This window comes from Xenorhabdus innexi, assembly GCF_002632485.1.
Classification (GTDB): domain Bacteria; phylum Pseudomonadota; class Gammaproteobacteria; order Enterobacterales; family Enterobacteriaceae; genus Xenorhabdus; species Xenorhabdus innexi.
Genome location: NZ_NIBU01000011.1, coordinates 1 through 20,162 on the forward strand (window position 1 = coordinate 1; position 20,162 = coordinate 20,162).

21 protein-coding genes and 1 pseudogene are annotated in these 20,162 nt (G+C 42.4%); 17 read left to right on the forward strand and 5 right to left on the reverse strand.

Going from position 1 to position 20,162, the window contains the following annotated elements; all coding sequences use genetic code 11:
- From Xinn_RS06450 to hemB, 16 genes and pseudogenes are all read left to right on the forward strand, one after another.
- Positions 1 to 121 (forward strand): annotated as a pseudogene (locus Xinn_RS06450) (IS30 family transposase); the annotation flags it as partial.
- 78 nt (positions 122 to 199) lie between these two features.
- On the forward strand, positions 200 to 979 hold the full coding sequence (gene otnI, locus Xinn_RS06455; protein ID WP_086955373.1) for a 2-oxo-tetronate isomerase: 780 nt from the start codon (positions 200 to 202) through the stop codon (positions 977 to 979).
- A 28-nt stretch (positions 980 to 1,007) separates the two neighbouring features.
- A complete protein-coding gene (locus Xinn_RS06460; protein WP_086955374.1) occupies positions 1,008 to 1,775 on the forward strand; it encodes a DeoR/GlpR family DNA-binding transcription regulator in 768 nt (255 codons plus the stop codon).
- 162 nt (positions 1,776 to 1,937) lie between these two features.
- Positions 1,938 to 2,285 (forward strand): GntT/GntP/DsdX family permease, encoded by a 348-nt coding sequence (locus Xinn_RS06465; RefSeq protein WP_086955375.1) that lies wholly within the window; start codon positions 1,938 to 1,940, stop codon positions 2,283 to 2,285.
- Positions 2,286 to 2,296: 11 nt separating this feature from the next.
- Positions 2,297 to 3,676, forward strand: a complete 1,380-nt coding sequence (locus Xinn_RS06470) for a GntP family permease (protein ID WP_086955376.1) — start codon at positions 2,297 to 2,299, stop codon at positions 3,674 to 3,676.
- Positions 3,677 to 3,919: 243 nt separating this feature from the next.
- Entirely contained in the window at positions 3,920 to 4,675 is a 756-nt protein-coding gene (gene udp / locus Xinn_RS06475; protein WP_086955377.1) for a uridine phosphorylase, read from the forward strand.
- Between the two features lie 168 nt (positions 4,676 to 4,843).
- Complete coding sequence (locus tag Xinn_RS06480) at positions 4,844 to 5,626, forward strand: tyrosine-protein phosphatase (RefSeq protein WP_086955378.1); 783 nt, start codon at positions 4,844 to 4,846, stop codon at positions 5,624 to 5,626.
- A 109-nt stretch (positions 5,627 to 5,735) separates the two neighbouring features.
- The gene (locus Xinn_RS06485) at positions 5,736 to 6,272 is read left to right on the forward strand and encodes a DedA family protein (RefSeq protein WP_422645966.1); all 537 of its coding nucleotides are present in this window, start codon (positions 5,736 to 5,738) and stop codon (positions 6,270 to 6,272) included.
- Positions 6,273 to 6,400: 128 nt separating this feature from the next.
- Positions 6,401 to 7,765 carry a DNA recombination protein RmuC gene (gene rmuC, locus Xinn_RS06490; RefSeq protein ID WP_086955379.1) on the forward strand — a complete coding sequence of 455 codons (1,365 nt, stop codon included), beginning with the start codon at positions 6,401 to 6,403 and terminating at the stop codon, positions 7,763 to 7,765.
- Positions 7,766 to 7,841: 76 nt separating this feature from the next.
- Complete coding sequence (gene ubiE / locus Xinn_RS06495; RefSeq protein ID WP_086955380.1) at positions 7,842 to 8,597, forward strand: bifunctional demethylmenaquinone methyltransferase/2-methoxy-6-polyprenyl-1,4-benzoquinol methylase UbiE; 756 nt, start codon at positions 7,842 to 7,844, stop codon at positions 8,595 to 8,597.
- A gap of 1 nt (position 8,598) precedes the next feature.
- Positions 8,599 to 9,252 (forward strand): ubiquinone biosynthesis protein UbiJ, encoded by a 654-nt coding sequence (gene ubiJ / locus Xinn_RS06500; protein WP_086955381.1) that lies wholly within the window; start codon positions 8,599 to 8,601, stop codon positions 9,250 to 9,252.
- Positions 9,239 to 10,867, forward strand: coding sequence for a ubiquinone biosynthesis regulatory protein kinase UbiB (gene ubiB, locus Xinn_RS06505; RefSeq protein WP_086955382.1), 1,629 nt, complete (start codon positions 9,239 to 9,241; stop codon positions 10,865 to 10,867). The genes ubiJ and ubiB overlap by 14 nt, the downstream gene beginning before the upstream one ends.
- A 109-nt stretch (positions 10,868 to 10,976) precedes the next feature.
- A complete protein-coding gene (gene tatA / locus Xinn_RS06510) occupies positions 10,977 to 11,231 on the forward strand; it encodes a twin-arginine translocase TatA/TatE family subunit (RefSeq protein ID WP_086955383.1) in 255 nt (84 codons plus the stop codon).
- 9 nt (positions 11,232 to 11,240) lie between these two features.
- Entirely contained in the window at positions 11,241 to 11,624 is a 384-nt protein-coding gene (gene tatB / locus Xinn_RS06515; RefSeq protein ID WP_086955384.1) for a Sec-independent protein translocase protein TatB, read from the forward strand.
- Positions 11,625 to 11,627: 3 nt separating this feature from the next.
- Complete coding sequence (tatC, locus tag Xinn_RS06520; protein WP_086955385.1) at positions 11,628 to 12,410, forward strand: Sec-independent protein translocase subunit TatC; 783 nt, start codon at positions 11,628 to 11,630, stop codon at positions 12,408 to 12,410.
- 130 nt (positions 12,411 to 12,540) lie between these two features.
- Complete coding sequence (hemB, locus tag Xinn_RS06525; protein WP_086955386.1) at positions 12,541 to 13,557, forward strand: porphobilinogen synthase; 1,017 nt, start codon at positions 12,541 to 12,543, stop codon at positions 13,555 to 13,557.
- A 68-nt stretch (positions 13,558 to 13,625) separates the two neighbouring features.
- Here hemB and dxs read toward each other — a convergent pair whose 3' ends face one another.
- From dxs to xseB, 3 genes are all read right to left on the reverse strand, one after another.
- Complete coding sequence (gene dxs / locus Xinn_RS06530) at positions 13,626 to 15,491, reverse strand: 1-deoxy-D-xylulose-5-phosphate synthase (RefSeq protein ID WP_086955387.1); 1,866 nt, start codon at positions 15,489 to 15,491, stop codon at positions 13,626 to 13,628.
- A gap of 157 nt (positions 15,492 to 15,648) precedes the next feature.
- Positions 15,649 to 16,566, reverse strand: coding sequence for a (2E,6E)-farnesyl diphosphate synthase (gene ispA, locus Xinn_RS06535; RefSeq protein ID WP_086956577.1), 918 nt, complete (start codon positions 16,564 to 16,566; stop codon positions 15,649 to 15,651).
- Between the two features lie 4 nt (positions 16,567 to 16,570).
- Positions 16,571 to 16,828, reverse strand: coding sequence for an exodeoxyribonuclease VII small subunit (xseB, locus tag Xinn_RS06540; protein ID WP_086955388.1), 258 nt, complete (start codon positions 16,826 to 16,828; stop codon positions 16,571 to 16,573).
- Between the two features lie 248 nt (positions 16,829 to 17,076).
- Between xseB and thiI the strand changes: the two genes are divergently transcribed.
- A complete protein-coding gene (thiI, locus tag Xinn_RS06545) occupies positions 17,077 to 18,525 on the forward strand; it encodes a tRNA uracil 4-sulfurtransferase ThiI (protein WP_086955389.1) in 1,449 nt (482 codons plus the stop codon).
- Positions 18,526 to 18,589: 64 nt separating this feature from the next.
- On the opposite strand, the gene yajL is transcribed toward thiI, so the two are convergent.
- Both yajL and panE read right to left on the reverse strand, forming a co-directional pair.
- Positions 18,590 to 19,186: a protein deglycase YajL gene (gene yajL / locus Xinn_RS06550; protein WP_086955390.1), complete on the reverse strand. Its 597-nt coding sequence runs from the start codon at positions 19,184 to 19,186 to the stop codon at positions 18,590 to 18,592.
- Entirely contained in the window at positions 19,146 to 20,063 is a 918-nt protein-coding gene (panE, locus tag Xinn_RS06555; RefSeq protein WP_086955391.1) for a 2-dehydropantoate 2-reductase, read from the reverse strand. Before panE ends, yajL begins: the two co-directional genes overlap by 41 nt.
- Positions 20,064 to 20,162 lie beyond the last annotated feature (99 nt).

Sequence of the window (20,162 nt, forward strand, 5' to 3'; positions counted from 1 at the left end):
CTCAGAGTTGGAGATAAATCTCGTGGCAAATCGATTAAATAAACGTCCTCGAAAAACGCGAGGTTATCAAACACCGAATGAGTTATTTAAAGGCATACCAACTCGTTTACTTCGTTCATAACGGTGTTGCACTTATTATGTGAATGCAAGTAATCAAAATAGTGAAAAATATTTATACTTAATATGATAAGGATTAGTGGTGTGTAAATTTTCAGCTAACTTGAGTACTATGTTTAACGAAGTTCCTTTTATTGAACGTTTTGCTCGGGCATCAGGAGCCGGATTTAAAGGTGTAGAATATTTATTTCCTTATTCTGAATCGGTTGAACGACTTACTGAATTATTACAGGAATACCAACTCTCTCAAGTATTATTTAATATGCCTGCGGGAAATTGGGCGGATGGAAATAGAGGTTTTGCTTGTTTACCCGGACGTGAAAAAGAGTTTGCTGATGGAGTTTATAAGGCTTTGGAGTATGCTTTACCATTAAAATGTAAACAAATTCACGCTATGGCTGGAAAATTAGACGAACGATTTTCTTTAGAACAGCAGAAAGAATGTTTTATTGCTAATATCCAGTATGCCGCGGATATTATGGTTAAATTTGATATAAATATATTAATTGAACCAATTAATATTTATGATATGCCAGGTTATTTTCTGACTAGGCAGGAACAGGCAGAGTCACTGCTAAAAGACATTAACCGTAAAAATGTTCTTATCCAGTTAGACCTCTATCATTGTCAGATTATGGAAGGTAATTTATTACAAACCATAGAACGTATGTGGGGGAAATTTAGCCATATCCAGATTGCTTCGGTTCCGGGACGCAATGAACCAGATATTGGCGAAATTAATTACTTCTGGCTGTTTAATAAACTAGATGAGATGGGTTATCAAGGGTGGATTGGATGCGAGTATTATCCGACCCATTGTACAGAAACAGGGCTTGGGTGGTTGGTAAAAGCTCAATCATGATTATGTAGTGAATGTAGCAGGAGAGCTAATGAGTCCTACAGAACGCAGAGATTTTATTTATCGCCACTTGCATGAACATCAAACGGTTCTTATCAGCCAGTTAGTTGAACTACTAAATGTTTCACATATGACTGTGAGGCGTGATATCCGTATTTTGGAAGAAGAAGGAAAAGTTGTTAGTGTTACAGGAGGAATTCAGCTAAATGATGCCATACGTCAAGAGCTACCATGGAGTGAAAAGGCACTTATCAATCATAGAAGTAAGAGAATCCTTGGTAAATATGCGGCTTCATTGGTGAAAGATGGTCAGGTGGTTTATTTAGATGCTGGAACCACAACATTTGAAATTGCTCAAAAGCTATCAGAACGTTTCAATTTAACTATTGTCACGAATGATTTTTCTATTACACAATATTTAATGGATAAACCACAGCTAAATTTATTTCATACCGGAGGGCTGGTCGATAAACGCAACTACTCTTGTGTTGGTAATAGTGCTGCAATGGTATTGCGTAATTTGAATATAGATATTGCATTTATTAGTACTAGTTCATGGGATCTTGAACATGGCATTTCTACTCCTCATGAAGAAAAAGTTTTTGTAAAACAAACACTATTGGAAATTTCACGTAGGAACATATTGATTTCAGATAGTAGTAAGTATGGTAAATATGGTATGTTTCGCGTTTGTTCGCTTTCCAATTTGAATGACATCATATGTGATGAGAAATTGCCATTATTAGTACGGCAACAATTACAGGAATTAAATCTAAATTTACACATTGTCAATGTATAGATACTGTAAAAATAATATCTTATTTAGCATAAGAACTTTATATGATGGTAAATAATTTTATGATTTTAGCTTGCGTTAATTAAGGTTTTATATGGCTAGGTTATTTAGTGATGATAGTTTATCACTGATAATAAATTTAATTCTTTGGTGGATTATATTCCAATGATTGGATTGAAAATATCTATATTCACTCTGTTTTTTTTAATTTTATGCACTCGCATCCATGTATTAATTGTGATGTTAGTTTCTACAATAATTACAGGTGGATTAACCATCGCCCGTACTGTTTCTGTGATTGGTAAAGGATTTGGTTCAACTTTGGGTAGTACGGGTATTGTAATCAATCACAGTGGCGCTCACATAGAGCGCTTTTCCTTTTGCAAATTCTCTAAATATTCCCCTGTTACCTTAATCAATACTTCAATTTTTGATAAATCAGCTTTGACACTGCTTGTAACGAAAGCTTTGTCCGGCATACCATGCACATTTATCGCCAATAATACAGATTGAAACGGGGTTTTATGGTTGATTTTTACATTCCAGTTATTGGATTGGGAGTGGCGGTATTTTCGCTGATTTTTCTGGTCTTACGTACGCGTATTCATGTGCTTGTTGCTATGTTAATTGCTGCGGTTATTGCGGGAGTTTCTGGTGGTTTAAGCCTGAACCATGTTGTTGAAGTTATTGCCAAAGGGTTTGGTACGACATTAGGTAATATTGGCATAGTGATTGGGCTGGGAAGCATGATGGGGCGGATCTTGGAAGCCTCTGGAGCAACAGAACAAATCGCCTATAGTCTGATCAAATGGCTGGGTAAACGGCGTGAAGAATGGGCACTGGCAATTACCGGTTATATTGTCAGCATTCCTATATTTGTGAACTCGGCTTTTATCATCCTTTATCCTTTGGTAAAAGCGTTAGCGAAAAAAGGTAAGCGCAATGTATTAACATTGGGTGTGGCATTAGCCGGAGGGTTAGTGGTAACTCACCATATTGTCCCTCCGACGCCGGGGCCGCTTGGTGTCGCCGGAATATTTGGGGTAAGTGTCGGTAAAGTCATGTTGGTGGGGATGATTCTGGCAATCCCGTGTGTTATTGGCATCACCTGTTATGCAAAGTGGCTGGAGACTAAATACCCTGAATACCAGCTTGTGGAGGCAGAAGAAAATCTGGAAAAAATTCACCAGCAATATATGGAGGAAAAAGCCAATAAACCTTTGCCGGGCCTGTTTATTTCTCTTTTACCCATTGTTGTACCTATTGTTCTCATTTTTACCAGTGTTATCAATGGTCTGTTATTGAAAACTGAATTGTTTGCAGGAAAGGACGATAATCTTTACTTTCAGGTTTTTAATTTTCTTGGATCACCCATTATTGCTCTGGCGATAAGTGTATTACTGGCGATTTATAAACTGATGCCAAGTGTCAGTAAACACGAGGTAATAGAACATTTAGAAGCCGGTTTGCAGACGGTAGGAATCATTTTATTGGTATCGGGAGCGGGAGGAGCATTAGGGGCCGTATTAAATGAAGGTTCAACCGGAACAATAGTGGCACAATATGTTGCCAGCCTGCCGATAACACCCGTCCTGATCCCGTTTATCATTGCAACATTAATACGCATCATTCAAGGCTCAGGTACTGTAGCCATGATAACAGCAGCATCAATTTCTGCACCTGTTATCAAACAGATACCAGATATTAATATGTTGGTAGCCGCTCAGGCTGCAATGGTTGGGACACTGTTTTTCAGCTATTTTAATGACTGTTTTTTCTGGGTGGTGAACAGGATGATGGGAATTCAGGATGTGAAAAAACAGGTGATCATCTGGTCTGTTCCGACAACAATTGCGTGGGGAATCGGGCTGTGTGGCATATTACTGCTTAATCTCATTATGTAATTGTTTCAATTGTGCTCAGAAAGGGCACTTTTTGTGACTGCTCTTCGAATATTGTTTCTGTTTCAGCTTTATACTTACATTGTTATTTATAGATATAAAAATGTGATTTTTATCACGTTTTAATGTATGTATTTCTTTGCAAATTCAACTAAGTGTGACTTTTATCATTAAAAGATGTCAGAGTATTCACTAGATTTAGGTATTTTTATTTGGATTTTTAATTATTCCCGCTGAGGAGCCAATATGTCTGATGTATTTCACTTAGGTATCACCAAAAACGACTTACAGGGTGCAACTCTGGCTATTGTTCCGGGTGATCCTGGTCGTGTTGAGAAGATTGCAAGATTGATGGATAACCCGGTTCATCTGGCTTCCCATCGTGAATTTACAACATGGCGTGCAGAGATTGACGGTAAACCTGTTGTTGTCTGCTCAACAGGCATAGGCGGCCCGTCAACATCAATTGTGGTAGAAGAGCTGGCTCAGTTAGGTGTGCGTACATTCCTGCGTATTGGGACAACCGGCGCGATTCAGGCAAATATCAATGTTGGTGATGTGCTGGTAACAACCGCTGCGGTTCGTCTGGATGGTGCCAGTCTGCATTTTGCGCCGATGGAGTTTCCGGCAGTGGCTGATTTTGAGTGTACTAATGCCCTGTATGCCGCAGCAAATGCATCAGGCTCCGTAACTCATGTTGGTGTGACAGCTTCTTCTGATACGTTCTATCCGGGACAGGAACGTTATGATACCTATTCTGGTCGCGTTGTTCGCCGTTTTCAGGGCTCCATGAAAGAATGGCAGGAAATGGGCGTAATGAACTTTGAAATGGAGTCAGCAACTTTATTAACAATGTGTGCAAGTCAGGGGTTGCGTGCTGGTATGGTCGCCGGTGTGATCGTTAACCGCACCCAACAGGAAATTCCCGATGTTGAATTGTTGAAGAAAACTGAACGTAATGCATTAGGCATTGTTGTCGATGCGGCTCGTCGTCTGTTGTAATTGCTGAAATCATGGGCCGGAATTCTCTGGCCCGATCACCTGAACTTTCTGTTTTCTTTACTTCCTTTCATTCTAAAATCTGATAATGTCCTAACATTTTGTATTAAAGATAGTTTGTGTTAACAATAAACTGTCTCATCGTATATTAATTTCAATAAAAGAGTGATTATGACCACAACATTTATATCCCATCCTTCATTACTTCCTTTGAATGGCGGTATTAACTTCCGCGATTTAGGCAACAGAACACTGAGTAATGGTTCTAAGATCAAGTCAGGTTTGTTATTTCGTTCAGGCTCTCTGGATATGTTGACTGATAACGATCAGGTGTTCTTGGCTGAACAGAACCTTTTTCAGATCATCGACTACCGCGATAGCAGTGAAATTGAGGACAGGCCGGATCAAGTATGGGGTGGTGCGAGTTATTATCATGCTCCCGCGAATCCGCTTTCCAAAGAGGTTGATGCCAATTTGGACAGACTGAGTCATGAAGCATTGGAACAGTTTGATGCCAAAGATTTTATGTCGCGGTTATATCAATTGCTGCCAATTAACAATCCGGCTTATAAAACATTAGCCAGTTTATTGCTACAGCCGGAAAAAGGTGGAATTGTACAACATTGTGCTGTTGGTAAAGACAGAACAGGAGTCGGTTCTGCTTTGGTATTGTTTGCTCTGGGGGCAGATCTGGATACGGTAATGGAAGATTATCTGGTGACTAATCTTACTCTGGCACCGCATCGTGAATATTTATTAAATAAGTATGCAAAAACCATGAGTGATAGTTTGATTGAGAAAATGTCTTATGTATTTTCAGTCAGAGAAGAGTTTTTAATGACAGCGCTGAACAGTATTAATCAACATTATGGCAGTGTCGATATCTGGTTGGAAAAAGACGTAGGGCTTGATATGGCAGCCCGTGATAAATTGCAGAACTATTTTCTTGAGTAAAAAATTTCTTGAACAAATCCATTTTGTTGGCGTAAAGAAAAGCAAGGTTAGTATCAGTTTATTGAATTATTGCTAACCTGAAATCCAGTAAAAAAATAATACAGGAAAGATGAATGTGAGCTTGCATGAAGTCATTGAAGTAATTATCAACTTTGTAAAAAATCATGAAGCATGGGCAATTCCCATTATTTTCCTGCTGGCTTTTGGGGAATCTCTGGCATTTATTTCCCTATTACTGCCTGCCACGATTATCCTGTTAGGGTTGGGTGCACTGATTGGCGAAAGCGGGTTAAATTTCTGGCCGATATGGATAGCCGCAGCAGCAGGCGCATTCTTTGGTGATTGGGTTTCTTATCTGTTTGGTTATCATTTCAAGGAAAATGTCGGCAAAATGTGGCCTCTTTCACGCCATCCGCAAACATTGGTGCGTGGCCATCAATTCTTTGAGCGTTGGGGAATATGGGGTATTTTCATTGGCCGTTTTTTTGGCCCTTTAAGAGCAGCAGTCCCTCTGGTTGCGGGGATTTGTGCTATGCCACAACGTCATTTCCAGCTGGCTAATTTTGCTTCGGCACTGATTTGGGCATTTGGTATTTTAGCGCCGGGAGCTTTCGGTATACGCTGGTTGGCGGAATGGATGGGGTAATTGCGAGCCGCTTTGCAAACTGAAATAAATCCTGTAAACAAGCTGGACATCTATACAGCCTCTATTTAACTTACATTAAGGTCAGTCATTAAGCACAGGCGTTGGTGTAATGTGAATGGGGTTTATAGATGGATATTCATTGGTTATATGTGTTAATTGGTGGCTTAAGTGGGCTATTGTGTGGCGGGATCTTTGTCTGGTTTTCTGTTCATCAGCGTATTCAATACAAAGAAAGGGAGTTGCGTGAATTGTACAGCCAGCTTGCTGTCAGTCATGAAAAACTGGAGCAGTCCCATTATTGGCGTACTGAATGCGAACAATTAAATCAGGAATTGCTTGCCCAGCGTGAAATCAACAGCGTACAGGAAGTTGAGTTGCGTGAATTGAGCATCCGACTTGAAGAAAGCAGGTTGGCAGCTGAAGAAAAGCAACGCCTTTTGATCAATAGTGAACAGCGCCTGAATGCTCAATTTGAGAGTCTCGGCAATCGTATTTTTGAACAAAACCGACGTCGTACCGATGAATATAGCCGCCAAAGTCTCAATGACCTGCTTGTGCCATTCCGTGAACAGTTGGAAGGATTTCGTCGTCAGGTTCAGGATAGTTTTGGGCAGGAAGCTCGTGAACGTCATACGTTAACTCATGAAATCCGCAATCTTCAGCAGCTTAATGCCCAAATGGCAAAAGAAGCGCTTAATCTGACAAAAGCCCTGAAAGGAGATAATAAAATACAGGGTAACTGGGGAGAAATGATATTAACGCGTGTTCTTGAAGCATCCGGCTTACGTGAAGGCCATGAGTTTCATACTCAGGTCAATATTAAAAATGACAGCAGTGAGCGCTTTCAACCTGACGTTATTGTGCATCTACCGCAAAGAAAAGATGTCATTATTGATGCCAAAATGTCACTGGTCGCTTATGAGCGTTATTTTAATAGTGATGATGAAACAGAGCAGGCTCAGGCATTACAGGAGCACATTAACTCCATAAGAGGGCATATTCGGGGGCTAGGACGTAAAAATTATCAGCAATTACCGGGGCTGCGCTCGCTGGATTATGTGCTGATGTTTGTCCCGGTTGAGGCTGCTTATCTGGTCGCACTGAATCAGGCTCCAGAGATACTCGATGAGGCGCTGAAACATAATATTATGCTGGTCAGCCCGTCAACATTGCTGGTGGCTGTGCGCACTATTAATAATCTCTGGCGCTATGAATATCAAAGCCAGAATGCTCGTCTGATTGCGGATAGAGCGGCCAGAATGTATGACAAAATGCGCCTGTTTGTGGATGATATGCAGGGATTAGGGCAAAGCCTCAGTAAAGCACAGGCGAGTTATCATCTTGCGATGAAAAAACTGGCAGAAGGAAAGGGGAATCTCATTAGTCAGGCGGAAGGGTTTCGCGGTTTAGGTGTGGACATCAAACGCTCTATTGATTCACAGCTTATTGATAAATCTTTCCAATCGTTACCAGCCAATGAGCATACACAGTAGATTTTTCCGGATAGGGTTTTGTCGGAAAGGCTGGTAAACTTGCTATAATTTTTTGAATGAAAAGCGGACAAATAACATGCCAGATCAATCGAAAGAAACTACCCATTTTGGTTTCCGTACCGTAGCTAAAGACGAAAAAAAAGATATGGTAGCGGAAGTATTCCACTCCGTTGCAGCAAAATATGATTTGATGAATGATTTGATGTCATTTGGTATTCATCGTATTTGGAAGCGCTTCACTATTGATGCAAGTGGCGTCCGTCGTGGTCATAAAGTTCTTGATCTGGCAGGTGGAACAGGGGATCTGACTGCGAAATTCTCCCGCCTTGTAGGAGAGAAAGGTGAGGTTGTACTGGCGGATATTAATGATTCCATGCTGAAAGTCGGCCGGGAAAAATTGCGTGATAACGGTATCGTCGGCAATGTCAGCTATGTTCAGGCTAATGCTGAAGAATTACCATTCCCGGATAACTATTTTGACTGTATTACTATTTCATTCGGTCTGCGTAACGTCACGGATAAAGACAAAGCCCTGCGTTCAATGTGCCGGGTTCTCAAACCTGGTGGGCGTTTATTAGTACTGGAATTCTCCAAACCCGTATTGGCGCCTTTAAGTAAGATTTATGACACCTATTCATTTCACATTCTACCGCGCATTGGTCAGGCGGTTGTTAAGGATGCAGACAGCTACCGTTATCTGACTGAATCCATCCGTATGCACCCTGATCAGGAAACATTAAAAACTATGATGGAAACTGCTGGCTTTGATCTGGTTTCCTACACCAATATGACTGGTGGAATTGTTGCACTGCATAAAGGGTTTAAATTCTGACATGGAAACTCCCTCATTAAGTCATAGTGTGAAGTCTACGGTACTGTTTCCGGTTTTAACCGCCTTTCTGGAAACAACGCTGAATCATTTGTTGTATCGGGAAACGGTATTGAAATCCTCCCGTATGCGATTAGCGGGCAAAATTCTTTCCATCAAACTGAAAGAAATTGAAATGCCATTGGTATTGGTTTTCAGTGAAAGACAGGTCGATGTTTTAAGTCAATGGTCAGAGCCTGCCGATTGTTCAATAAAAACCACACTACCAGCTCTGCTTAAATTACGTGATCGCCAATGCCTGTCATCTCTGATTAACAGCGGTGAAATTATTATTGAGGGAGATATGCAGGTTATTCAGCAGTGGTCAGCCCTGTTGGATATGTTGGAATGGGATCCTGCCCATTATCTTTCGCCTTATGTCGGCGATATTGTGGCAGAAGGACTCAATCGGGTAGTGAAGAATGGTATCCGCTTTGCCTGCCATACTGCCTCAAAACAGAAAATTTACCTGACAGAATCACTGACGGAAGAGTGGAAAATGACACCGGGTGCCTTGGAATTGGCTTATTTCAGCGAAGAAGTTAATGCTGTCGCCAATCAGCTGTCTGACGTGGAAAAACGTCTGGCAGCGATGGAGAAAAAATATGACGCCCAGTGAAATAAAGCGCCTTTATTTGATTATTAAGGTTTTGCTTACTTATGGATTGGATGAGCTGATTCCAAAAATCCGTCTGACATGGCCATTACGTTTTGGGCGTTATTTCCTGTTCTGGCTGCCTAACCGACACAAGGATAAACCACTCGGAGAGCGTTTACGTCTGGCATTACAGGAGCTTGGGCCGGTCTGGATTAAGCTTGGTCAGATGCTGTCTACTCGTCGGGATCTGTTTCCTCCGGCTATTGCTGATCAGCTTTCCTTGTTGCAGGATCGCGTTATTTCCTTTGATGGTGGCATTGCCCGAAAATCTATCGAAACCGCATTAGGTGGAGATTTGGAAACATGGTTCGAAGATTTTGAGCTACAGCCTCTGGCTTCTGCTTCTATTGCTCAGGTGCACACGGCACGTCTGAAAGAGAACGGAAAAGATATCGTTATTAAAGTGATTCGCCCCGACATCCTACCTATTATAAAGGCGGATGTTCGGTTAATGTATCGTTTGGCGAATTTGGTTCCTTTATTACCAGATGGACGTCGTCTCCGCCCGCTTGAAGTCGTTCGCGAATATGAAAAAACGTTGCTTGATGAGTTGAACCTGCTGCGTGAAGCCGCAAACGCAATTCAACTGCGGCGTAATTTTGAAAATAGCCCGATGCTTTATGTACCGGAGGTTTATCCTGATTACTGTCGGGAAAATGTGCTGGTGATGGAGCGTATTTATGGTATTCCGGTATCCGATGTTGCGGCATTGGAAGCACAGAACACCAATATGAAATTGCTTGCTGAACGTGGCGTACAAGTCTTTTTCACACAGGTCTTTCGTGACAGTTTTTTTCATGCTGATATGCATCCGGGTAATATCTTTGTGAGTTATGAACGCCCGGAAGATCCCACTTATATCGGCATTGACTACGGTATTGTCGGCTCTCTGAATAAAGACGATAAACGTTATCTGGCTGAAAACTTTATTGCTTTCTTTAATCGTGATTATCGTAAGGTTGCTGAATTGCATGTCGATTCAGGCTGGGTTCCGGCAGACACGAATGTAGAAGATTTTGAGTTTGCTATCAGAACAGTCTGTGAACCTATTTTTGAAAAACCACTGGCAGATATTTCTTTTGGTCATGTGTTATTAAATCTTTTCAATACTGCCCGTCGCTTTAATATGGCAGTACAGCCGCAGCTTGTTTTGTTGCAGAAAACACTTCTGTATGTAGAAGGGCTGGGGCGCCAGCTGTATCCACAACTTGATTTATGGAAAACTGCAAAGCCATTTCTGGAAGATTGGCTACATGATCAGGTTGGTATTCCGGCTATCATGCGCGCGTTTAAAGAGAAAGCACCCTATTGGGCTGAAAAACTGCCGGAACTGCCTGAACTGGTCTATGGCACACTGCAACAACATAAACGTTTGCAAACAAGTATTGATCAGATATCACAGCAGTTAAAACAACAACGGAATAACCAACAGAAATCCCTTTACTTACTCGGAGTTGGTGCAACACTGTTTATCTGTGGTGGCCTGTTTTTTATCTCTAACCTGATTCACATTGCTGCGGGATTAATGGGGGCGGGAGTAATATCGTGGACACTGGGCTGGTTTAAACTGAAATAGTTATTTCTGGCATTAATACATTCTGGCATGGTTGTTGTATTTTTGAACATAAGGCTCGTAGATTATCATAAAATTATTAACGTTTTTCACGAACATGAGGTAGATCAGTATGGGCGGTATAGGTATTTGGCAATTACTCATTATTGCTGTCATTGTTGTCTTGGTGTTCGGTACTAATAAGCTGCGTACCATAGGTTCAGATTTAGGCGAATCGATAAAAGGTTTCAAAAAAGCGATGAGTGACGATGAAAAGTCAGATCAGGCAGAAAAAAACAGCCATGATGCTGATTTTGAAACTAAAAATATTACTGATAAGCCTACAGCTGATCAATCTGAAAAACCAGAGAGCAAAAACAAAGAGTAGGAATAAACCGTGTTTGACATTGGTTTTGGTGAACTGCTGTTGGTGCTGGTGCTTGGCCTGATTGTTCTGGGGCCGGAGCGTCTTCCTGTTGCTGTCAGAACAGTAGCAGGTTGGATTAGGGTATTACGCTCACTGGCGACAAATGTCCAGAATGAGCTGGCAAAAGAATTAAAATTACAGGAACTTCAGGATAGCCTGAAGAAAGTAGAAGAAAAGGCAGAACTACAATCTCTCTCTCCAGAATTACAGGCATCAATGGATGAACTGAGGGAGGCGGCTGAATCGTTGAAAAAATCTTATCAGCTGACTCCTGAAGAAGCTAAAGAGCTGGAAGAAGATGAAACGCATTTTCATTCTCCTGAGTCTGATAAAAAATCCAATAGTGAACACTAAGACATGGCGATGGATGATACTCAACCTCTTATCAGTCACTTGATTGAACTTCGTAAGCGGATTTTGAATAGCCTGATTACTGTGCTGGTGGTTTTTCTGGCGCTGGTTTATTTTTCTAACGATATTTACAGGCTTATTGCCGCACCCTTAATGGAACAGCTTCCTGCGGGAGCAAATATGATTGCGACAGATGTCGCATCACCTTTTTTCACACCAATCAAGCTGACCATCATAGTATCAATTTTTGTATCTGCTCCCATGATCCTGTATCAGGTATGGGCATTTGTTGCTCCGGCACTATATAAACATGAACGGCGTTTGGTTGTACCGTTACTACTATCCAGTAGCGTTTTATTCTATCTTGGGATGTTATTCGCTTACTTTATTGTATTTCCTCTGGTATTTGGTTTTTTTACCAAAACTGTTCCTACTGGGGTAATGATTGCGACAGATATCAGTAATTATCTGAGTTTTGTGATGGCGCTTTTCATGGCATTCGGTGTTGCATTTGAGGTGCCGATAGCGATTATTCTGCTGTGCTGGAGTGGGGTTGTTACTCCTGAATCCTTAAAAAGAAAACGCCCTTATATTTTGGTCGGAGCATTTGTGGTAGGGATGTTACTCACTCCCCCTGACGTTTTCTCACAGACTTTGCTGGCTGTGCCCATGTATTTGTTGTTTGAACTGGGGGTTCTGTTATCACAGTTTTATGTGGGAAAACGTAATCCATCTGAAAAGCAAAATGATTCTGAACGCCGCGATACAGGTGATAAACCGGGAGAATAACCCGCTGATTGTCGGCCACAATTATCATCAACAGATTGGTAATACTAAGATTAACAATCCTACAAGCAGCAAAGTGATGGAAAAATTAACCCAGTATATTGCTGCTGGGTTTTTATATTAGGAGAGCAAGATGAGCTATGTATTTCCAGGCACATTTCCTGGTCGTCGTATGCGCCGTGTGCGCCGCCATGATTTTTCCCGCCGTTTAGTCGCTGAAAATCAATTGACCGTTAATGATTTAATTTATCCGGTATTCGTCATGGAAGGGGTTAATCAGCGTCAGGAAGTCCCTTCCATGCCGGGAGTGTATCGTCTGACAATCGATCTTCTGCTGAAAGAAGCCGAAGAAATTGCCCGACTGGGTATTCCTGTATTATCTCTGTTTCCGGTTATTGAAGCGGACAAAAAATCGCTGGATGCAAAAGAAGCTTATAATCCTGATGGTTTGATTCAGCGTTCTGTTCGTGCCTTAAAAGATGCTGTGCCTGAGTTGGGGTTATTGACGGATGTAGCACTGGACCCATTTACTACTCATGGGCAGGATGGTGTCATTGATCAGGATGGCTATGTTATCAACGACATTACCAAAGAGATTTTGGTGAAACAGGCATTATCTCATGCAGAAGCAGGGGCTGAAATTGTTGCGCCAAGCGATATGATGGACGGGCGTATCGGTGCGGTTCGCGAACAGCTTGAGAATAGCGGGCACATAAATACCCAGATTATGGCTTATTCTGCCAAATATGCTTCCTGCTACTACGGTCCATTCAGGGACGCGATTGGCAGCAGCGCTAACCTGAAAGGTGGAAACAAGATGACCTATCAAATGGACCCTGCGAACAGTGATGAAGCATTGCAGGAAATTGCGCAGGATCTACAGGAAGGGGCTGACAGCGTGATGGTAAAACCCGGCATGCCTTATCTGGATGTGATCCGCAGAGTAAAAGATACTTTCGGTGTACCAACATTTGCTTATCAGGTATCTGGTGAATATGCGATGCATATGGCTGCCATTCAAAATGGCTGGTTAAAAGAACAACCTGCGATTATGGAATCCTTACTTTGCTTTAAACGAGCAGGGGCTGATGGGATACTGACTTATTTTGCCAAACGAGTAGCACAATGGCTGCATGAGCAAAAGGGCTGATTTTTTTAAATAAAAAGAGTTAAGAGAAACGGATGAATAATAAAGAAATATTCATCCGTTATTGCATGTTATTGATTAAGATATTTTTCGATGGCATTTAAAATGCCAGCAGAATCTAATCCTAAATCAGAATGAATTTCTGATTGCGTACCTTGCGGTATAAAGTAATCCGGTAATCCGAGGTTTAATATCGAAACTGAGCTGCCGGCCTGCACCAGGAGTTCATTAACCCCACTGCCTGCACCGCCCATGATGGCATTTTCTTCCAGCGTCACCAGTAAATCATGTCGGGAAGCCACCTCCAGAACCAATTCTTTATCTAACGGTTTGACAAAGCGCATATCAACAACAGTCGCATTCAGGGACTCAGCGGCCTGTAATGCGTTAGGCAGTAATGTACCAAAGTTCAGGATGGCAATTTTTTCCCCCTGACGGCGGATAATTCCTTTGCCAATTGGTAATATTTCCAGTGATTGAAGTTCTGCACCTATGCCTGCACCACGTGGATAACGGACAGCAGCGGGACCATCCTGATAGTGGTAGCCGGTATGTAACATCTGTCGGCACTCATTTTCATCACTTGGTGCCATAATAACCATATTAGGAATACAGCGCAGGAATGAAAGATCGAAGGCTCCCTGATGCGTTTGCCCATCAGCACCGACAATTCCGCCGCGGTCGATGGCAAACAGAACGGGTAAGTTCTGGATAGCAACGTCATGGATCAGCTGATCATAAGCACGTTGCAGGAAAGTAGAATAAATCGCGACAACAGGCTTATATCCACCAATTGCCAGACCTGCTGCGAATGTCACTGCATGCTGTTCGGCAATGGCAACATCAAAGTATTGTTCAGGATATTCACGGGAGAAACGCACCATACCTGAGCCTTCTCTCATAGCAGGTGTGATCGCCATAAGTTTTTTGTCAGTGGCTGCTTCTTCGCATAACCACTCACCAAAAATTTTTGAGAATGTCGGACGGGTATCTGAACTCTTTGGCAGGAAACCTGTTGATGGATCAAATTTAGGGACAGCATGCCAACTGATAGGGTCTTTTTCTGCAGGAGCATATCCACGGCCTTTTTTGGTCATGATATGCAGAAATTGTGGCCCTTTCAGTTCACTCATATTTTTTAGTGTCTGAGTTAATGCCAGCACATCATGGCCATCAACAGGGCCGATATAGTTAAACCCAAGCTCTTCGAACAAGGTGCCGGGCACAACCATACCTTTGAGATGTTCTTCGGTCTTTTTCAGTAATTCTTTAATAGGAGGCAGGCCTGAAAAGACTTTTTTGCCGCTTTCGCGCAGCGTTGTATACAGCTTACCGGAAAGAAGTTGTGCCAGATGATTATTCAGTGCGCCGACGTTCTCGGATATCGACATCTCATTGTCATTGAGAATGACAAGCATATCGGGATCGATAGCTCCGGCATGGTTCATGGCTTCAAAAGCCATACCCGCAGTAATGGCTCCATCACCAATCACACAAACTGTTTTGCGGCCTTTGCCTTCATGTTTTGCAGCAATTGCCATACCCAAGCCAGCACTGATTGAGGTTGATGAGTGCCCGACACACAGTGTGTCATATTCACTTTCATTCCGCCACGGGAAAGGATGGAGGCCATTTTTCTGGCGGATAGTGTTGATACGGTCACGACGCCCGGTCAGAATTTTATGTGGGTATGCCTGATGACCGACATCCCAGACTAAATTGTCGAATGGCGTCTTATAAACATAATGGAGTGCGACCGTCAATTCGATAGTTCCAAGGCCGGAAGCAAAGTGGCCGCTGGAGCGACTGACACTGTTTAGCAAAAATTGGCGCAGTTCATCGCATAACTTTGGCAAGGTGTCTTTAGGTAGCAGGCGAAGCTCTTCAGGGGTTTCCGCCAATGCCAATGTTGGATATTTCGCTATATCAATGCTCATGCTATGCCTGTTAAAATGCTATGCACGTTATAAATTGAAGATTAAGAACCCTGATATTATTAGCATCTAATTGCGGGGGTTCTCCCTAGAAGGCCATATTTTATTTTGAAGTTATGTAACCGATAACTTATAAATCTGCGGTTGTCATGACCTGTTTTTAGCTGTTTCTCTCTATGATGAAACCCGCCAACCGTTTTAGAGTCACAGTATTATAGGATTGTTTTTCCAGTTCTGTGAGTGCGGCAATAGCATCTTCATAAAGATCTCTGGCTTTTTTCTGAGCTTGCTCTAATCCCAATAATGCAGGATAAGTGCTTTTGCCGAGTTGCTGATCGTTCCCCTGACGTTTACCGATAATTTCTGTCTTGCCGATGACATCCAGAATATCATCGTGAACCTGAAACGCGAGGCCGATTGCCTGAGCATACTGATCGAGCAAAGGCAATACTTCCCGTCCGCGAGCACCCGCACTATATGCTCCAAGCCTTACCGCACAACGAATGAGTGCGCCTGTTTTGTGTAGGTGAATTTTTTCCAGAGCAGCCAGATCAATCTGCTTGCCTTCAGCCTGTAAGTCCAGTGATTGCCCGCCGCACATACCAGCAAGACCACTGGATGTCGCTAATTCTGCAACCATCTCAAGGCGATCAGATAATTCGATGCTTGGCATATCGTGTTTTGACAGGATCTCAAATGCCAACGACTGCAAAGCATCTCCGGCCAGAATGGCATAATTCTCACCAAATTTTATATGGCAAGTAGGCTGACCACGGCGTAGATCATCGTTGTCCATTGCGGGTAAATCGTCATGGATCAGAGAGTAGGCGTGAATGCACTCTATCGCGAGGGCAGGTGCATCAAGGCTTTCTTTGGACACGCCGAGCATTTCACCAACCACGTAAACCAGAAATGGTCGCAGCCGTTTTCCTCCCAGTACGGCACCGTGTTGCATAACCATCGCTAACGGGCTGTTTAAAGAGGGCAATGAAGAAAATGTTACTATCAACTTATCATTGATATGCTGCTGGAAATTGCTTAACTGCTCTTCAAAAGGAGACTTACACTGTTCAGACATAAAGTTACTCAGCATCAGGAGAAAATTCATCAAGCGGCGATTGCGCATCATTACTTAATAGAATTTGCACGCGTTGTTCCGCTTGTTGGAGGGTTTTCTGCCCTTGTCTTGCAAGTTGGATCCCGCGTTCAAATTCATTTAATGCATCCTCTAAAGGAAGCTCCCCTGATTCCAGCCGAATGACGATTTCCTCCAGCTCTTTCAGGGATGTTTCAAAAGTCGGTGCCTGCTCGGTTGCTGATGTTCGGTTTGCCTTAGACATAATGATTTAATTGTATGATTATTTAACGAATTACGCTGAAGCTAATTCGTTATAGAATTGCAGAGTACCCTACTACACTGAAAGAAATAAATCATTCGTTACTACTGTTTTTTTACAGACAAACTGTTTTTTTACAGGAGATATAATGAGATAGTGTTATACTCTACGCCCTATCCAACTGACTACTTAAGAACAATCATTGGTACTGCTTGTGATAGTTCAATACTGAATGACTACTATATCTTACTATGAAGTTTATCATTAAATTATTCCCAGAAATTACGATCAAGAGCCAGACTGTCCGTTTGCGCTTTATTAAAATTCTTGCCAGCAATATCCGTAATGTACTGAAAACATTCGGAGAGGGAATTGCTGTTGTTCGCCATTGGGATAATATAGAAGTTCGGGCTAAAAATGATAACCTAGGTGCAGAAATTTGTGATGCACTAACACGTATTCCGGGTATCCATCATATCCTGCAAGTAGAAGAGCGAGAGTTTCGTGACTTGCATCATATCTTTGAACAAACTTACGAAACATATGGGCATTTACTGCACGAAAAAACGTTTTGTGTCCGTGTGAAGCGCCGGGGTAAACACAGTTTCACTTCCAATGAAGCTGAGCGGTATATTGGCGGCGGCCTGAACCAGCATATTGAATCTGCCAAAGTGAAACTGACTCATCCAGATGTGACAGTCAATCTGGAAATTAATCAGGATCAACTGGTTCTGGTTAAAGCCCGTCACCCGGGGATTGGCGGATTCCCTATCGGAACTCAGGAAGACGTTCTTTCGCTTATTTCTGGTGGGTTTGATTCCGGTGTGTCCAGCTATATGCTGATGCGTCGTGGCTGCCGTGTCCACTATTGCTTCTTCAATCTTGGTGGCTCTGCCCATGAAATTGGCGTGAAACAGGTGGCGCATTATTTGTGGAACCGATTTGGTAGTTCTCACAAAGTTCGTTTTGTTGCTGTCGATTTTGAACCGGTTGTCGCAGAAATTCTGGAAAAAGTGGATGACGGTCAAATGGGGGTTGTGCTTAAGAGAATGATGGTCAGAGCCGCCTCCAAAATTGCAGAGCGTTATGGCGTACAGGCAATTGTGACAGGAGAAGCATTGGGGCAGGTATCCAGCCAGACTCTGACTAACCTGAGACTGATTGATAATGCTTCAGATACGCTGATCCTTCGTCCTCTTATTTCTCATGATAAAGAGCACATTATTAAGTTGGCTCGTGAGATCGGCACCGAAGATTTTGCCCGGACTATGCCAGAGTTCTGTGGTGTGATCTCTAAAAGCCCTACGGTGAAAGCAGTTAAAGCCAAAATTGAGGCAGAAGAAGATAAGTTTAATTTCGATATTCTGAACCATGTGATCAGTGAAGCTCAAAATCTGGATATCCGTCAGATTGCTGAGCAGGCTGGTGAGCAGGTTGTGGAAGTCGAAATGGTGACTGAATTTTCTACTGATGATGTGTTGCTGGATATCCGCTCCCCAGATGAACAGGATGACCGTCCGCTGAAAATGGAAGGTATTGATATCCATTCACTGCCTTTCTATAAACTGAGTACTCAATTTGGTGATTTGCCGAAAGAAAAAAACTACCTGTTGTATTGTGAGCGTGGGGTGATGAGCCGTTTACAGGCGCTTTATCTGCGTGAGCAGGGTTTCCAGAATGTGAAGGTTTATCGCCCTTAATCTGGAATTATATAGGCTGCTGGCCTCATAGATTTTTACCAGCAGCTTATTATTAACAGAACAATTACTGTAGATTTTGGTAGTTGTTGATTCCGGGAGGAAGAACTAACTGAGCGGCAACCTCTGCGGCGATAGTTTTTCCTTTCAAAAGCTCAATGAGTTTTAGAGCGAAGTCAAAAGCAGTCGCAGGCCCCTGACTGGTCAGCAGATTAACCCTTTCATCAAAATAAACCCGCCGATCTATCCATTTTTCTGGCGCTATTTTATCTTTCATACCGGGATACCCGGTCATATTGCCAAGCGGAAAAAGTTGATGATATTCCAGTACAATAGCCGGTGATGCACAAATTGCAGCAATGATTTTTCCCTGACTTTGTGCCGTACGAATTTTTTCCACTACTAACAGGCTATCACGAAAACATTCTGCTCCTTTTATTCCGCCCGGTAAGACAATGGCATCAAAATCCTCATCAACAACTTCTACCAGAGCAGTATCTGCAACAAGTTTAACACCACGTGAGCAGGTTAATATCAGCGCCCCGTCTGTGGCTGTGCTGGCGATGGTAACGCTAATACCGGCTCTGACCAGTAAATCAATAGTTGTAACAGCTTCGGTTTCTTCACTGCCGTGCGCGAGACAAATGAGAACTGAGGTGTTCATATTCCTCCTCCTTTCGCTTGATATAACGATAAATCCGTGTGTTTTCTGTCAGTATCAGCCCATGTATACGGGCTCGCTTTAGCAGAAAACCAGTAATGTAGTCTATTTCAGTACGTCTCTGTGAACGAATATCCTGCCGCATAGATGAAGAGTTTTCTGATGTCTGCTTGATGATATCCATAACGTAATCAATAAGTGACTGTCTGGAGATCTGGATGCCATCATGTTTCATTACCTGATGGACTTCATCGCATAATGAACGGACTTTAACGATATGGTGTAATAACCCGCCATTTCTGCAATCGTAAAGTACGGTGAGTGGGTTGATAATGCAGTTTGCTGCAAGTTTTAGCCAGCTGATAGCATAAATATCGTTGCTCCAGATAACGTCAGGCAGGGCATTGTGCAGAATATTCGCTAATACACGGAATTTATCTGATTCAGGTATTGCAGTGCCGATTTGGGTTATTCCCTGTGATTTATGATAAACAATACCATTTTCCTGATAGGCTCCATGAGTCGTCACGCCAGATAAAACAGGATTGGGTAGAGGTAAAAGCTCATCTTGGGTTCCCATTCCATTATGCAGTAACAAAATCGGGCAATCGGGAGAAAGTTTGGGGGCGAGATCATTGATAGCATCGGGAACTTGCCAGGCTTTCAGGCAAACAATCAATAGCTCACTTTCAGCAAGATGCCTTTCATTATTGGCAAGGAATTGCTGCTCAAATGTTTTATTTTGAAAATGATTAATATGAACAACGAACGAAGAAGGTGGAGGGAGCTTTAACCATGCCTGAACTTGATGTTGTTGTTCAGACAAGGCAGCAAGCCATAATTTGCCTATGGCACCACAGCCAAGAACAGTTATTTTCATTGTTCTTCCTTGAGAGATGCGTTCATCGGGAATATTTAAATTAGGCTGATTTTGCATAAATCTCAAACGACCTAAGATCGCGTAAATCAGAAAGATCAC

Coding starts and splice junctions, on each gene's coding strand:
- Xinn_RS06460 (WP_086955374.1), top strand. CDS start 1,008: ATGAGTCCTACAGAACGCAGAGATTTTATTTATCGCCACTTGCATGAA.
- Xinn_RS06465 (WP_086955375.1), top strand. CDS start 1,938: ATGATTGGATTGAAAATATCTATATTCACTCTGTTTTTTTTAATTTTA.
- Xinn_RS06470 (WP_086955376.1), top strand. CDS start 2,297: ATGGTTGATTTTTACATTCCAGTTATTGGATTGGGAGTGGCGGTATTT.
- udp (WP_086955377.1), top strand. CDS start 3,920: ATGTCTGATGTATTTCACTTAGGTATCACCAAAAACGACTTACAGGGT.
- Xinn_RS06480 (WP_086955378.1), top strand. CDS start 4,844: ATGACCACAACATTTATATCCCATCCTTCATTACTTCCTTTGAATGGC.
- Xinn_RS06485 (WP_422645966.1), top strand. CDS start 5,736: ATGAATGTGAGCTTGCATGAAGTCATTGAAGTAATTATCAACTTTGTA.
- rmuC (WP_086955379.1), top strand. CDS start 6,401: ATGGATATTCATTGGTTATATGTGTTAATTGGTGGCTTAAGTGGGCTA.
- ubiE (WP_086955380.1), top strand. CDS start 7,842: ATGCCAGATCAATCGAAAGAAACTACCCATTTTGGTTTCCGTACCGTA.
- ubiJ (WP_086955381.1), top strand. CDS start 8,599: ATGGAAACTCCCTCATTAAGTCATAGTGTGAAGTCTACGGTACTGTTT.
- ubiB (WP_086955382.1), top strand. CDS start 9,239: ATGACGCCCAGTGAAATAAAGCGCCTTTATTTGATTATTAAGGTTTTG.
- tatA (WP_086955383.1), top strand. CDS start 10,977: ATGGGCGGTATAGGTATTTGGCAATTACTCATTATTGCTGTCATTGTT.
- tatC (WP_086955385.1), top strand. CDS start 11,628: ATGGCGATGGATGATACTCAACCTCTTATCAGTCACTTGATTGAACTT.
- hemB (WP_086955386.1), top strand. CDS start 12,541: ATGAGCTATGTATTTCCAGGCACATTTCCTGGTCGTCGTATGCGCCGT.
- dxs (WP_086955387.1), bottom strand. CDS start 15,491: ATGAGCATTGATATAGCGAAATATCCAACATTGGCATTGGCGGAAACC.
- ispA (WP_086956577.1), bottom strand. CDS start 16,566: ATGTCTGAACAGTGTAAGTCTCCTTTTGAAGAGCAGTTAAGCAATTTC.
- xseB (WP_086955388.1), bottom strand. CDS start 16,828: ATGTCTAAGGCAAACCGAACATCAGCAACCGAGCAGGCACCGACTTTT.
- thiI (WP_086955389.1), top strand. CDS start 17,077: ATGAAGTTTATCATTAAATTATTCCCAGAAATTACGATCAAGAGCCAG.
- yajL (WP_086955390.1), bottom strand. CDS start 19,186: ATGAACACCTCAGTTCTCATTTGTCTCGCGCACGGCAGTGAAGAAACC.
- panE (WP_086955391.1), bottom strand. CDS start 20,063: ATGAAAATAACTGTTCTTGGCTGTGGTGCCATAGGCAAATTATGGCTT.